The 13,362-nt window shown below is 69.1% G+C and carries 13 protein-coding genes; 3 read left to right on the top strand and 10 right to left on the bottom strand.

The annotated features are described in order from the left end of the window. The first annotated feature begins 46 nt into the window (after positions 1-46). Positions 47-955 (top strand): alpha/beta fold hydrolase, encoded by a 909-nt coding sequence (locus tag ACFSXZ_RS25650; protein WP_378267748.1) that lies wholly within the window; start codon positions 47-49, stop codon positions 953-955. Between the two features lie 54 nt (positions 956-1,009). Here ACFSXZ_RS25650 and ACFSXZ_RS25655 read toward each other — a convergent pair whose 3' ends face one another. From ACFSXZ_RS25655 to ACFSXZ_RS25675, 5 genes are read right to left on the bottom strand one after another with little or no spacing between them, the layout of a single operon-like run. Next, a complete protein-coding gene (locus ACFSXZ_RS25655; RefSeq protein WP_378267749.1) occupies positions 1,010-1,813 on the bottom strand; it encodes a carbohydrate ABC transporter permease in 804 nt (267 codons plus the stop codon). 35 nt (positions 1,814-1,848) lie between these two features. Next, positions 1,849-2,787: a carbohydrate ABC transporter permease gene (locus tag ACFSXZ_RS25660; RefSeq protein WP_378267750.1), complete on the bottom strand. Its 939-nt coding sequence runs from the start codon at positions 2,785-2,787 to the stop codon at positions 1,849-1,851. Between the two features lie 5 nt (positions 2,788-2,792). Continuing rightward, positions 2,793-3,620: a metallophosphoesterase gene (locus tag ACFSXZ_RS25665; protein ID WP_378267751.1), complete on the bottom strand. Its 828-nt coding sequence runs from the start codon at positions 3,618-3,620 to the stop codon at positions 2,793-2,795. After that, positions 3,617-5,002 carry an ABC transporter substrate-binding protein gene (locus ACFSXZ_RS25670; RefSeq protein WP_378267752.1) on the bottom strand — a complete coding sequence of 462 codons (1,386 nt, stop codon included), beginning with the start codon at positions 5,000-5,002 and terminating at the stop codon, positions 3,617-3,619. Before ACFSXZ_RS25670 ends, ACFSXZ_RS25665 begins: the two co-directional genes overlap by 4 nt. A 16-nt stretch (positions 5,003-5,018) precedes the next feature. Next, entirely contained in the window at positions 5,019-6,125 is a 1,107-nt protein-coding gene (locus tag ACFSXZ_RS25675; RefSeq protein ID WP_378267753.1) for an ABC transporter ATP-binding protein, read from the bottom strand. Between the two features lie 247 nt (positions 6,126-6,372). Here ACFSXZ_RS25675 and ACFSXZ_RS25680 point away from each other — a divergent pair, with 247 nt between their 5' ends. Further along, the gene (locus ACFSXZ_RS25680) at positions 6,373-7,734 is read left to right on the top strand and encodes an MFS transporter (protein WP_378267754.1); all 1,362 of its coding nucleotides are present in this window, start codon (positions 6,373-6,375) and stop codon (positions 7,732-7,734) included. 14 nt (positions 7,735-7,748) lie between these two features. On the opposite strand, the gene ACFSXZ_RS25685 is transcribed toward ACFSXZ_RS25680, so the two are convergent. From ACFSXZ_RS25685 to ACFSXZ_RS25705, 5 genes are all read right to left on the bottom strand, one after another. Further along, on the bottom strand, positions 7,749-8,957 hold the full coding sequence (locus ACFSXZ_RS25685; protein ID WP_378267755.1) for an acyl-CoA dehydrogenase family protein: 1,209 nt from the start codon (positions 8,955-8,957) through the stop codon (positions 7,749-7,751). 157 nt (positions 8,958-9,114) lie between these two features. Beyond that, positions 9,115-9,696, bottom strand: coding sequence for a TetR/AcrR family transcriptional regulator (locus ACFSXZ_RS25690; protein WP_378267757.1), 582 nt, complete (start codon positions 9,694-9,696; stop codon positions 9,115-9,117). 46 nt (positions 9,697-9,742) lie between these two features. After that, on the bottom strand, positions 9,743-10,624 hold the full coding sequence (locus ACFSXZ_RS25695) for an alpha/beta hydrolase family protein (protein ID WP_378267758.1): 882 nt from the start codon (positions 10,622-10,624) through the stop codon (positions 9,743-9,745). Positions 10,625-10,627: 3 nt separating this feature from the next. Next, positions 10,628-11,128 carry a YiiD C-terminal domain-containing protein gene (locus ACFSXZ_RS25700; protein WP_378267759.1) on the bottom strand — a complete coding sequence of 167 codons (501 nt, stop codon included), beginning with the start codon at positions 11,126-11,128 and terminating at the stop codon, positions 10,628-10,630. A gap of 12 nt (positions 11,129-11,140) precedes the next feature. Continuing rightward, positions 11,141-12,298, bottom strand: coding sequence for an acyl-CoA dehydrogenase family protein (locus tag ACFSXZ_RS25705; protein ID WP_378267760.1), 1,158 nt, complete (start codon positions 12,296-12,298; stop codon positions 11,141-11,143). Positions 12,299-12,439: 141 nt separating this feature from the next. Here ACFSXZ_RS25705 and ACFSXZ_RS25710 point away from each other — a divergent pair, with 141 nt between their 5' ends. Continuing rightward, the gene (locus ACFSXZ_RS25710; protein ID WP_378267761.1) at positions 12,440-13,348 is read left to right on the top strand and encodes a PDR/VanB family oxidoreductase; all 909 of its coding nucleotides are present in this window, start codon (positions 12,440-12,442) and stop codon (positions 13,346-13,348) included. Positions 13,349-13,362: the final 14 nt, after the last annotated feature.

Raw genomic sequence — 13,362 nt, forward strand, 5'->3', positions numbered from 1 at the left:
TCTCGTCAATCACCACAAGTGTCGCTGAAGCACTCAGGAGCGCGGTATGCCGGAATTCGATCTGACACGAGTGGCGCTGCCCACCGGGGTCGAGCTTGACGTCGCGGTGGCGGGCCGGCCCGCCAATCCGCCGATCATCCTTCTTCATGGATTTCCCGAATCGCATTGGACCTGGCGTCACCAGATCGGTGATTTCGCCAAGGATCATTTCGTCCTCGCCCCCGACCAGCGCGGGTTCGCGAAATCCTCCAAGCCGTGGGGTGTCGAGAACTACACGCCGGACAAGCCGCTCGCCGACCTGATCGCGCTGGCGGATCGCTACGGTATCGACCGCTTCACGCTGGCCGGACACGATTGGGGCGGCGCGATCGCGTGGATGGCGGCCCTCAACCATCCCGGCCGTGTCGCGCGACTGATCATCGTCAACGCACCGCACCCGTTCATTTTCCAGAAGACCTTGTTCGACGACATGGCCCAGCGCAGGGCGAGCCAGTACATCACCGACTGGCGCGATCCCGGTTTCGAGAAACAGGTCGACCGGCTCGGTCTGTCCGAATTCTTCGACGAACACTTCACGCGTTATGCGGACTTCGAGAAGGTTCGCGGTGACAAAACGATCTATCTCGACCAATGGGGCAGGCCCGGCGCGGTGACCGCGATGCTCAACTGGTACCGGGCGACCCCGCTGCGAGTGCCCGCGATGGACGCCACGCCCGAGCGCCCGGCGTTCCTGAACCGCCCGTTCCCGCCGGTGAAAATGCCGACGCTGGTCATCTGGGGGATGGACGACAAGTCGATGCTGCCCGTGCAGTTGGAGGGACTGGACTCCCTCGTTCCCGACCTGACGATCGATCGGCTGGAGGGCGTCGGCCATTTCGCGACCTGGGAAGCGCCGGCCAGGGTGACCGGTGCGATGCGCGGCTGGCTTGACGCGCGCCGGCACACGATTCCGTGAATTGTGGCCGGCTTCCGTACCCGGCTCCACTATGGCGCTCGGCCACGTCGGGACTCACTTCAGGCCGGATCGGACGAAGGCGTTCACGATGTGCCGTTGCAGCACCAGGTACAGCGCGAAGACCGGCAGACAGGCGAGGCCGGCGACGGCCATCAGCGGGCCCCAGTCGTTGCCTTCGGAGCCCATGAAGGAGCGCAGGCCGAGCTGGACCACCGCGTTGGTGCGCTGCAGGACCATCGCGGGCCAGAAGTACTCGTTCCACGCGTTGACGAACAGCAGGATCGTCAGGGCGGCGAGGGCGGGCCGCAGGTTCGGTACCACCACGGTCCACAGCGTCGTCCACGAGGATCGCCCGTCCATTTTGGACGCTTCGAGCAGTTCCTTCGGGAAGCCGTCGAGATGCTGGCGGAGCATCAGCACGCCCAGGGCGGAACACAGGTTCGGAATGATCACCCCGGCCAGGGTGTTGAGCAGGCCGAGCTGGAACAACAGCACGTAGTTCGGCAGCATGGTGACCTGGAACGGCACGAGCCACGTGCCGACGAAGGCCAGGAACAACAAGCGCTGCAACGGAAACCGCCACGCGGCGAAGGCGTAGGCGGCGAGCAGGCCCGTGAGCAGCTGGCCGACGGCGGTGAGCAGGGCCACGAGCACCGTGTTGCCCAGCAGGCCCGGCACGTCGACCTTCGCGGCGGCGTCGGTGTAGTTCGCCACCGACAGCGGCCACGGCAGCGGCCGCAGCGACAGGATGTCGCCCGGCCGTCGCAGTGACGTCGCGTACAGCCAGTAGATCGGGAACACGCACAGCAGCCCGAGCGTCCCCAGCACGAGGTGGCCCCGGACCGTCCGCCAGTTCATCGATGCTCCTAGGTCGGAGAAGTCGCCGCGGCGCTTCAGTTGTCGTGGAAGGTCAGGCGTTCCGAGAGCCACACCAGGGCGGCCGCGACCACACCGAAGCCCACGAACAGCAGCATCCCGGCGGCCGCACCCAGACCCGCGTCGTAACTGTGGAAGCTGTAGTCCCACAACAGGTAGTAGACGTTCGTGGTGGCATCCACGGGACCGCCCTGGGTGAGCGTGTCGATCAGCGGGAACGTCCACTGGGCCGACAGCAGCACGGTCATCAGGGTCAGGAACACCAGCGTCGGCGACAGCAACGGCAACGTGATCCAGCGCGTCACCTGCCCCCGCGACGCACCGTCGAGTTGCGCCGCTTCGGCGTAGTCGCCGTTGATGTTCGCCAGGCCCGCCGACACGACCAGCACGGCGAACCCGACCAGATGCCAGCCCGTGATCAGCACGATCGCCGGCTGCGCGGTCGCGATCTCGTGGAGCCAGTTGGTCTTCGTGCCGAGCGCGCGGTTGACCGCACCCGCTCCCGGGTCGAGGAGCCACTGCCACACCGCGGCACTGGCGACCGGCGCGACGAGCATCGGCGCGAACACCAGCGCCTGGTAGAAGCCGCGTGCCCGGCCACGGATCCGGCGGGCGGCCAGCCCCGCCAAGACCGGCACAGCGACGGTGAACGGCAGTAGCCCGCCGATCACGAACAACGTCCGTGTCACCGATTGGCCCAGCCGCGGAAGTTTCAGCAGCCGCTCGTAGTTGTCCAGTCCCACCGGCACCATCGGCTGCGTGGGCAGCAGGTTCCACGAGTAGAACGACAGTTGCACGGTCTGTACCAACGGCCGATACGTCCAGATCACCAGCAGCGCCAGTGCCGGGGCCAGGTAGAGGTAGGGGACAGCGGCGCGGAGCAGCCGTCGCGGCACCGGAGGCCTCGCGGCCTTCGGCACCACGACGGCGGTGGGGGCGGGAATCTCGACGAACATCGTGGTTACCCCATCACGGCCTGGATACGGCGCAGCATGGTTTCGTCGTCCTCGTCGTAGATCACCGGCGCGGGGTCGATGCCGATCGCGGTCGCCACGAAGGATCCGTCGATGAGGTCGATGCGGCTGATACCGCTCCCGGCGAGGCCGCGCTGCCGCCCTTGCGGCGGCAGCGCGTCGACCCGGTAGGCCAGCGCTGGCGAGATCCACACCGGGATCCCCGCCAGGACGCCACAACCGGTGTGATGCGCGTGCCCGGTCACGATGATCCCGACATCCGTGCCGTCGAGGACGCCGGCCAGTGCCTGTGCGTCGCGCAACCGCAACAAATGCACGCCCGGCACGGGCGAAGGCAGCGGAGGATGGTGCACCACCAGGACGGTGCCGAGCGGAGCCGGGGTCGCCAGCTCCGCTCGCAGCCATCCGAGTTGCTCCGGTTCGAGGCGGCCCTCGTGCCGTCCCGGCGTCGTGCTGTCGAGCACGATCACCCGCAGTTCGCCGATCCGGTGCACCGCATCCCGGGCGTGGTCGTCCGAAGTGGACAATAGCTCGGTGCCGAAGGCACGGCGCTCGTCGTGGTTGCCCATGGCGTACACCGGACTCGCGCCGAGCTTGTCCGCCGCGGGTTCGACCAGCGTCCGCAGCTTCCGGTACGCCTCGGGCGCGCCGCCGTCGGTCAGGTCACCGGTGAGCAGCAGCGCGTCCACCCGGCCGCCGCCGGCCAGGACCTGCTCGAGCGCGCCCTCCAGCGCGGCGGCGGTGTCCACTCGCCCGTGCAGCAGTTCGCCGCCGGGGAGCAGGTGGGTGTCGCTGATCTGGATCAGCGTCGTCACTTGTTTCCGCCCGGCATCAGGGCGCTCGCGTCCTTCTGGGCGGCCGAGAGCGTCGCCTGCGGGTCGGCGCCCTGATAGACGGACTTCTCGACGGCGGCCATCATGCCGTCGCGGATCTGCAGGTAGCTGTTGCCGGGGAAGGAAACCCAGGGCTCCATCCGGTCGAGCTGCGCGACGTTCGGCTGGATCAGGGGGTTCTTCGCCGCCCACGCCTGCAGGCCGGACGGGTCGTTCAACAGCCCGGTGCGCAGCGGGAGGTAGCCGATCTTGCTGGAGATTGTGGTGTAGGCCTGCTCATTGGTGAGGAACTTGATCAGCTCCCAGCCCGCGCGCTGCTTCGCCGGGTCGTTGGCCAGGACGAACAGCGACGCGCCGGAGTTGGTCGGCACGGTCGGCTTGCCGTCGAAGCTCGGCATCGGCGCCGCCCGCAGGTCCCATTTGTCTTTCGCGCCCTTTTCGAAGGTCGCCTGGATCGCGCTGGTCTCGAGCAGCATCCCCATGCCACCGCGCGCGAACTCCTCGTAGCCCTGCTTCTGGGTCAGCTTCGGCGTGCTGCCGGTGTTCACCATGTTCTGCGCCATCTTCACGACCTCGACGTTGGCCGGGGCGTCGAAGGTGAGCGACTTACGGTCGGTGGAGATGACGCGTCCGCCGTCGGACCGCACCAGGCTCTGGTAACACCAGTCCTTGGCCTCCTTGGTCAGGCAGTCGAGGTAGACGCCGTCGGCATGCGCGACGTTCTTGATCGCCTGCGCGTCCTGCTGCACCTCGGCCCAGGTCGTGGGCGGCTTCGCCGGGTCGAGACCGGCCTGGCTGAACAGCGTGGCGTTGTAGTACAGCACCGGGGTGGAGAACACGAACGGGACGCCGTAGGTCTTGCCGTCCCAGTCGGCGAGTGTGCGCGCGGTGGGCGCGTAAGGGTGCTTCGCTCCGGCGAAGTTGCCTTGCACCGCGTCCTTGCCGAACAGGTCGTCGAGCGGCTTCGCGCCGAGGCTGTGCACGGTGAAGTCGAGGTCGCTGAAACCGAGCTGCGCGACGTCCGGCGGGTTGCCCGCGGCGATCTGGGCCTGGATGCTCGGGATCGTGTCGGTGGCCGGGTTGGGGCTGTTGCCCTGCGGCTTCTGCGCCTTGACGTGGATGTTCGGGTGCGCCTGGCCGAATTTGCCGATCAGCTCGTTGAACGTGTCGGTCCAGGCGCCGGCCTGCCCGAAGTTGTAGCTCTCGAAGACGATCGACACGTCCTGGCCGGGCTTGAGTTCGGGCGCGAACGCGGCCGCGCTCGGCTGCTGGGACGACGTGGTACCGCCCAGGCCGCAGGCCGCGGTCGTCAGCGCGGTCGCGAGCGCGAGCACGATCGCGGCGCGGGAACGGATCTTCCGCATGGTTCTCCTCATCGGTTCAGAGCGTTTTCACAGGGAGTGGTTCGGGAGCGGGCGCCCAGAGCAGGCGCCGTCCGGTGGCACGGGAAAACAGGTGCACGTGGTCGGGAGTGGTGGACAGGTTGACGGTGTCTCCGGCGGCGAGGCCGAGCGGGCGCGGGCCGCGAACGCAGACGCGGGCGTCGCCGACGACGCACTGGGCGACCTCTTCGTTGCCGAGGTTCTCCACCAGCCGCACCGTTCCGCGCAGCGGTCCAGGTCCACTGTGGACACGCAGATGCTCGGGACGGATACCGAGCACGATGTCGGCCGGTGGCACGTCGGCGGCGATGCCCAGCGCGACTTCGACATCGCGGGCCGTCGCGTAGAGCGTGCCGTCGCGGCTGACGATCCGGGTGGGCAGCAGGTTCATCGCGGGCGCGCCGAGGAACCCGGCGACGAACGTCGAGGCGGGCTCGTCGTAGACCTGCGAGGGGGTGCCGACCTGTTCGAGATGCCCGTTGTCGAGCAGCGCGATGCGGCCGGCCATGGTCATCGCCTCCACCTGGTCGTGGGTGACGTAGACGAAGGTGGAGCCCAGCCGCTGGTGGAGTTGCGTGATCTCCGACCGGGTCGCGGTGCGCAGCTTGGCGTCCAGATTGGACAGTGGTTCGTCCATGAGGAACGCGCCGGGGGACCGTACCAGCGCGCGGCCCAGGGCGACCCGCTGCCGCTGCCCGCCGGACAGTTCGCGGGGGCGGCGGTCCAGCAGCTCCTCCAGGTCCAGGATGCGCGCCACCTCGGCGACCCTCGCGCGGACGCGAGCTTTCGGCCACCGGCGGGCCCGCAACGGGAAGCCGATGTTGCGGGCGACCGGCAGATGCGGGTAGAGCGCGTAGCTCTGGAACACCATCGCGAGGTCGCGGTCTCGCGCCGGGGTGTGCGTGATGTCGGTGCCGTCGAGCAGGATGCGGCCCTCGGTGAGGGGAGCGAGCCCGGCGATCGACCGGAGCAGGGTCGACTTGCCGCAGCCGCTGGGCCCCAGCAGGACGAGGAACTCGCCGTCGGCGATGTCGAGGTTGATCCCGTCCACGGCGGCGACCGGGCCGAACCGCTTGACCGCCCCTTCGACCTGAATCCGGCTCACCGAATTCCTCCCGTGTGTTCGTTTTCGCTTCCGGTGGATCCCACCATCACGGGATGTATCGCAGGTGAACGGCCCCTCGGCGCCAGGTGTCCTCAAAACCCCAGTTCAGGGCTTTGAACAGGCACGATCGAAATCACACCCGATGCGATAAGGCGGCGACGGTCACCGGCGATCGGAATTACCGATCAATCGAAAAGGAACCACCGTGGTAGCGAACCGACGGATTTCCTGCCGTTACCGTGAATCGGTGACCGTGCGTCCCCGCCTCGTACTGGCCCTCGTCTGCGTGGCGACCTTCCTGGTCTATCTCGACACCAGCATCACGCCGGTGGCGCTCCCCGCGATCGGGGCCGACCTCGGCGGTGGCGCGACGGGCGGGCAGTGGCTGCTCGACGCCTACACGCTCGCCTTCGCCTGCCTCCTGCTGACCGCGGGCTCGCTCGGTGACCGGCTGGGCCGCAAAACCGTGCTTGTCACGGGCACCGCGGGGTTCACCGCGGCTTCGGTCTTGTGCGCACTCGCGCCGAACATGGACCTCCTCATCGCCGGCCGCGCGGCCCAGGGCGTGTGCGCGGCGGCGGTGGTCCCGCTCTCGCTGGCCGTGACCTCGGGCCTGTTTTCCGGTGCGCGGGCGCGCGGAAGCGCGATCGGGGTGTGGGGCGGCACGAGCGGAGTGGCACTGGCACTCGGCCCGTTGCTGGGCGGGGCGTTGGTGCAGACCACCGGATGGCGTGGCATGTTCTGGATCAACCTGCCGATCGGGCTCGTCGCCGTCGTCGGTCTACTGTGGACGATGCCGCGCACGACGGGTGGTGCCGGGCGGGTGGACCTGACCGGGCAGGCACTGTTCGTGGCCGGTGGCGCGGCGGTGACCTTCGTGCTCATCGAAGGGCGCGCGTACGGCTGGGGATCGGTGACGATCGTGGCCTCGGCGGTGGGCGGGGTCGCCGCGCTGGTGCTGTTCGGGTGGTGGGAACCGCGGACCGCGACGCCGATGCTACCGCCGTCTCTGCTGCGGATCCCGGCGGTGACGGTGGCGTGCGCGGTCAACTTCCTGGGCCTGTTCGGGCTCTACGCGGCGCTGTATCTGGTGACGGTCTACCTGCAGAACGTGCTCGGGCTTTCGGCGATGGACACCGGCCTGAGGTTCCTGGCCTTGTTCGGTTGTCTCGGGATCGCGGCGATCCGCGCGTCGGCGGTGGTCGCGCGGCTGGGCACGCGGACCACCATGGTGCTCGGTCTGTCCTGCGTGACGGCCGGCCTCGGTGGCCTGACACTGCTGGAGAACGGAGCCGGGTACGCGAGCTACGGCTTTGCGTTCGTGCTGCTCGGCGCCGGGATTCCGCTCTCCGGCGGGGTGGTCGCGATCCAGGCGATGATGGGCGCGGTACCGCCGGAACTGGGCGGCACGGCGTCGGGCACGATGAACACGTTCCGCCAGTTCGGCGCGGTGTTCGGCGTCGCGCTGGCGGGGTTGCTGCCTTCGCCGAGGATGACGTTCGTGGTCGCGGCCGCGGGCGCGCTGCTGGGCGTGGTGGCGGTGCTCGTCCAGCGGCCCAGCCGGTCGCACTCGACCGACCGGGCCACCGCCCAGCGGATCAACGGCTGACGCCTCCTCCACCTTCAGAGCCTGAAGTAGTCCAGGACGTTCGGGAGCTCGCCCGAGAGTTCGTACGCTCCGACGAGCGCGTTCTTCGCGTCGATCGAGTCGTGTGTGGCGAAGGTCCTGGCGTTGCGCCAGAACCGGTCGAACCGGTATCGGTTGGCGGTGCTGCGGGCGCCGGTCAGATCGTGGATCCGCCCGGAGACCTCCAGGCTCGCCCTGGTGCTCGCGACCTTCGAGCGGAACCCGTGAATCGTGATCGTCCGCGGGTCGGCACCTGGCTCCTCCAGCCATCCGGCCACGCTCAGCAGGTAGGCCCTGGCGGCGGCCAGTTCGCTCGACATCTCCCCGAGCTGGCGGTGCATCAGGGGGTCTTCCAGCGCGGTGGGGAACTTCGGCATGCTCCCCCGGTTCAGGGTCCGGAGGTATCCGATCGCGGACGCGAAAGCGCCCTCTCCGATGCCCTGCATCAGCGCCGCGTGGAACAGCATGCCCGCGCCGAACATGTTCGGGTCCGTCAGTGTGGAGGCGAAATGCCACCCGTCGGGGACGAACACGTCTTCGTAGGTGATGGTCTGGCTGTGGGTGCCGCGCTGTCCCATGTTGTCCCAGTCGTGCGCCTGCCGCACACCCGGCGCGTCCAGCCGGACCAGTGCCTCGTGCCTCGTCGCGGTCTCGGCGTCCGCGTCGGGCCCGAGCAGCGCGAACCCGACGATGAGGAGGTCACGGCCCCCGCCGCCGCTGTTGGTGTTGAACGTCTTGGTGCCGCTGACCACGACTCCGCCCGGGACCCGCCTGCCGGTCACCGGCCCCTTGGCGCCGGCCTCGGAATTGGAGGAGACCAGCCGCCTGCCGTCGTTGATCAGCTCGTCGGCCAGTTGCTCCTTGGTTTCGCGAGGCAGATCGGCGGTGAACAGGCGGCGGGGATGGATCCCGTTGTTGGTCCAGCACATGCCGGTCGAACTGTCGGCGGCGGAGATCTCCACCAGCACCTCGGTCGTGTCGCGCCAGCCGCTCCACATTCCCCCGGCCCACAAACCGCCGTACTCGGCGGGCACGCTGAGCCGGTTCACGCCCGCCTCACCGAGTAACCGCATGTTCTCCGCGACATCCGTTCCCCCGGCGTCGACGCGTACGCCGTTCTCGCTCATTTCGGCCTGCCGCGCACGGACACGCGCAAGGACGTCCGCGCGTTCTTTGACCAGGTTTTCTTGCTCGAGAGTAGTCATCTTCATTTCCCGTTTCCCTGCGCTTTCGATTCAGGTGACCGGCGCCGTCCGAGTTCGGACCCCGGTCCCGAGAGAAACGCTAATGGCTCAAGAGAGGGAATTCGCCTGGTCCGGGAGAAGCGAGAAACGTCCGCGCGAAAGGTTCTCGAATCGGCGTTCAGGCGAAGTCGGCGCCCAGCAGGGAGACCGGCTCGGGGGCGGGCAGTGGCGCGGTGCGGGCGGAGAACGACTGCAGGAGGTAGGCGACCAGACGGCGCGCCGCGGCCGGGGAGGTCGCCGTGAGGCTGTCGCTGGCCTGGACGAGCAGGGCGAGGTCGCTGAGCGAGAAGTCGGCTCGCAGGTCACCGCGCTCCTGTGCCCGGCGCACCAGTTCGCTGATGTTGCCCATCGCCCGTTCCCGCACTTCGTCCGCCGCGTCCCGAAACGCCGCACCGAACGCTGTGATGGCCCGGTTACCGGCCTGGGTGCGCACGACGTGCTCCACCACGCCACTCAGTGCCCGCCACGGATCGGGGTCGGCGAGAGCCTCCTCGCTCAGCCGGTCACAGTCCGCGAGTTCGTGTTCGAAGGCCGCGACGACGAGCGCCTCCCTGGCCGGGAAGTGCCGGTAGAGAGTGGCCATACCGAGCCCGGCACGCCGCGCGATGGCCCGCATGGTGACTTCGGGCCCCTTTTCCGCGTACAACTCCCGCGCGGCGGCCACGATGCGTGCGCGGTTCCGGCTCGCGTCGGTGCGCACCTGACTCGCCTCCGGTTCCGGACAGGATGTTCCGGTTACCAGTGAATCACGGCGTGGTCCGAGCCGGCCACTGTCCACCGGTCAGCCACGCCGCGACCGCGGGGGCGATGACCGCGCTGTCCTGTACCCACGCGAAGTGATCACGATGGGCCACACCGGAGTCCTCCTGGATGTGCCAGGATTTCAAGCGGGCCGAGGGCAGCCTCCTCGCCAGGAAGTCCACATTGGACTTCGGGCCGAGGGTGTCCTCGTCCAGCGAGATGAGCAGCACCGGCAACCGCAGTTCCCGCAGAAGCCGGTTGTAGTCCCGCTGGCTGCCGCGTGGTGAGTAACGGCTGGTGCGGGAATGCCGGGCCCAGTCGATCATGACCCCGCCCGCCATCGCGCCCGGGATCAACACCCCGCCGGGCCAGTAACCCTTGACCTTGGCGGTGAGGCCGATCCACTGGATCTTCCACAGCGCCTCGATCCAGCGGCGCGGGCCGAACGCCCGCCAGAACACCGTGCCGGTGCCGATGGTGGTCACACTCGCGACCTCGTCCGGGTTCGCGGCCGAGTACAGCAGCGCGACCTGACCGCCGAGGCTGTGCCCGAACAGGTGCAACGCCGCCCCGGGGAAGCGCTCGCGCAGGGCGCGCACCACCGCGGGCAGATCCACCTCGATCAGTTCGCGGTAACCGAAGTCCGGACCTTCCCGGAGCGCGGGTTTGCTCTCGCCCTGCCCCCGCAGGTCACAGGTGGCCACGGAAAGCCCGGCCGCGCGCAATGCCCGCGCGAGCGGGAAATAGAACTTCGCCTTGAGCGCCATCGCCGGAAGCAGCAGGACCACCGGCGCCTTCGGATCGGCATCGGGCAGCAAGCGCACGACGAACGACGTCCCGTCACCGGTGGTGACGATCAACGATTCGAGTTCCGAGAAGTCCGGCATGGCTCAGTCCAACGTGCAGACGTACTCGAAGGTGAACTTCGCGACCAGGACTCCGGCGCTGTCGTGCAGGAGCGCCTTGCCGTCGAGGTCGAAGCGCTGCTTGCCCTCGGAGGCGAGGAGCCGGCGCATCTCCCGCTCGTCGACGGTCGCCGTGGCGCGGATGCGACCGGTGGCCGGCTTGCGGAAGGCCGACGTGGCGGTGCGCAGCACCAGGAGTTCGACCCGCGACAGCTTCGGTGCCACCGCACCGACGAACGCGGCCGCCCCGGCGATGTCCGCGGCGAGGAACTGGGCGCCCGCGTGCACGGTGCCGAGGTGGTTGGTCAGGTGGGGCTCGTCCGGGATCTCGGTGACGGCGTACTCGGGGCCGATCTCGGTGATCTCGATCCCGGCGTGGTTGCCGAAGGGCACGAGCGTGGCCGAGATCTCGCGGAGCTTTTCGTAGTCGGGCGTGCCGTCGGCCAGTCCGGCGTAGGCGGCGGCGAAGCGGATGCTCTCGGGCATGAAGTTGCTCCTTTAACGGTAGGCGCGCAGGACCCGGCGCGCGATGGACCACCGCAGCACCTCGGAAGGGCCCTCGTAGATACGGAAAGCCCGGGCCTCGACCAGGAACCGGGCCACCAGGTGGTCCTCGGTGACGCCCAGTCCGCCGTGCAACTGCACCGAGCGGTCCAGCACCCGCCACACCGCCTCGGACACGAAGGTCTTCGCCACCGACGCCAGATGGCGGCTCGCCGAACTCGCGGGCCCCTGCTCGTCGATCACCGTGGCCGCGCGGCGGATCAGGGCACGGGAGGCTTCGATGTCGATCTCGTTGTCGGCCAGATGTCCTTGTGCCATGCCGTGGTCGGCGACGCGGGAGCCGAACGCGTGCCGCTCCGAGATGTGCCGGGCGGCCAGTTCCTGGGCCCGGGTGGCGAGGCCGAGCCAGTTCATGCAGAACGTCAGCCGTGACGGCGCGAGCCGCGCCTGGGCGTGTTCCATGCCCTGGCCGACTTCGCCGAGCACGGCTTCGTCCGGCACGAAGCAGTCTTCGAAGGTGACCTCGCAGTGCCCGCCCGGCGCGCTGGCCCGGTCGAGGGTCGGCATCCGGCGCCCCACCTTGAACCCGGGGTTGTCCGCGTCGACGAGGAACATCGTGGGCCCGTCGTCGGTGCGGGCGATGCAGATGACGAACGCCGCACCGGCCGCGCCGGTGGTGAAATGCTTGGCGCCGTTGATGATCCAGCCGTCCGAGACCTCCTCGGCCACGGTCCGCAGCATGGTCGGGTCCGAGCCCGCGCCGGGAGCGGGCTCGGTCATCGCGATCGCCGAGCGCACCTCACCGGAGGCCAGCGGGGCGAGGTAACGCCGCGCCTGCTCCGGTGTCGCGACGTGCGCGAGGAGATGGATGTTGCCGTCGTCGGGCGCCCAGCAGTTGAGCGCCAGCGGGCCGATGAGGCTGGTGCCCGCGGCCTCCAGGACCTCGGCCTGGTCCAGCGTGCTCAGGCCCAGGCCGCCGTACTCGATGGGGGAGAGCGGGCCGAACACGCCCGCCTCCTTGGCCGCCTTCTGCAGCTCCATCCGGAGCGCGTCGTCCATCGGGCGGCCGTCGGCGACGATTTCTCGTTCGATGGGAAAGATCTGTCCGGCGACGAACCTGCGCGTGCGTTCGGCGATTTCGCGCGTGAGCATGAGGCCAGTCTCACCGGCGGTGCTCCGCCCTCGCGCGGGTCATTGTGAAATCCAATCGGCCGAATCGAATACCGGCGCGGCCCCACGGCGCGATGCCCGGGTTCGTGACGCTGGAAACCGGCCGAGAGGGCAGGAGGACTTGTGCGGACGGTACGGGTGGCGGCGAAGACCACCGAGGCGCGCGACGTCGTGTCGTTCGTGCTCGCCGGGGACGGGCTGCCGCCCTGGCAACCGGGCGCGCACGTGGACGTCGAGGTGCGGCCCGGCATGGTGCGGCAGTACTCGCTGTGCGGGGACCCCGGTGAGCGCGATCGGTGGCGCATCGCGGTGCTGAGAGAGGACCCTGGCCGTGGCGGTTCGCGTCATCTGCACGACGCGGTGTCCGCGGGCGGGTCGCTCCGCGTGAGCGAGCCACGGAACAACTTCCCGCTCGTTCCGGCGACGGCGTACGTGTTCGTGGCCGGTGGCATCGGCATCACGCCGCTGCTGCCGATGCTGCGCCGCGCCGAGGCCGAAGGCGCGGACTGGACCCTGTACTACGGTGGCCGCCGTCGCGACCGCATGGCCTTCCTCGACGAACTTTCCGTTCACGGGGATCGTGTCCGGGTGCTTCCGGAGGACGAGCACGGCTTGCTGCCGTTGGCGGAGATCTTCGCGGCGTCGGACGCGCCCGTTTACTGCTGCGGCCCCGAGCCGTTGCTGGCGGCGGCCGAACAACTGTGCCCGCCCGGTCGGTTGCGGGTCGAGCGGTTCCATCCCCGGGACGCCGAATACGGCCCCGGGCAGGCGTTCGAGGTCATCGCCTCGGCGTCGGGGAAGACCGTGCGGGTCGGCGCCGAGGAGTCTATTTTGGACGTTCTGGATGCGGCCGGCGTGACGATGCCCTCGTCGTGCCGGGAGGGCACCTGCGGCACCTGCGAAACCGCGGTGCTGGAAGGTGAACCCGACCATCGCGACTCGATACTGTCCGAAGAGGAGCGTGCCGACGGGAAGACGATGATGGTGTGCGTTTCGCGCGCCCGGTCGCCCCGCCTGGTGCTGGACATCTGAGAGGCAGCGATAGG

Source organism: Amycolatopsis pigmentata (assembly GCF_042684065.1).
GTDB classification, from domain to species: Bacteria; Actinomycetota; Actinomycetes; order Mycobacteriales; family Pseudonocardiaceae; genus Amycolatopsis_E; species Amycolatopsis_E pigmentata.

Bases quoted from the DNA above. Each gene is read 5' to 3' on its own strand.
- ACFSXZ_RS25650 (WP_378267748.1), top strand. From the start codon at position 47: ATGCCGGAATTCGATCTGACACGAGTGGCGCTGCCCACCGGGGTCGAG.
- ACFSXZ_RS25655 (WP_378267749.1), bottom strand. From the start codon at position 1,813: ATGAACTGGCGGACGGTCCGGGGCCACCTCGTGCTGGGGACGCTCGGG.
- ACFSXZ_RS25660 (WP_378267750.1), bottom strand. From the start codon at position 2,787: ATGTTCGTCGAGATTCCCGCCCCCACCGCCGTCGTGGTGCCGAAGGCC.
- ACFSXZ_RS25670 (WP_378267752.1), bottom strand. From the start codon at position 5,002: ATGCGGAAGATCCGTTCCCGCGCCGCGATCGTGCTCGCGCTCGCGACC.
- ACFSXZ_RS25685 (WP_378267755.1), bottom strand. From the start codon at position 8,957: ATGACTACTCTCGAGCAAGAAAACCTGGTCAAAGAACGCGCGGACGTC.
- ACFSXZ_RS25695 (WP_378267758.1), bottom strand. From the start codon at position 10,624: ATGCCGGACTTCTCGGAACTCGAATCGTTGATCGTCACCACCGGTGAC.
- ACFSXZ_RS25700 (WP_378267759.1), bottom strand. From the start codon at position 11,128: ATGCCCGAGAGCATCCGCTTCGCCGCCGCCTACGCCGGACTGGCCGAC.
- ACFSXZ_RS25705 (WP_378267760.1), bottom strand. From the start codon at position 12,298: ATGCTCACGCGCGAAATCGCCGAACGCACGCGCAGGTTCGTCGCCGGA.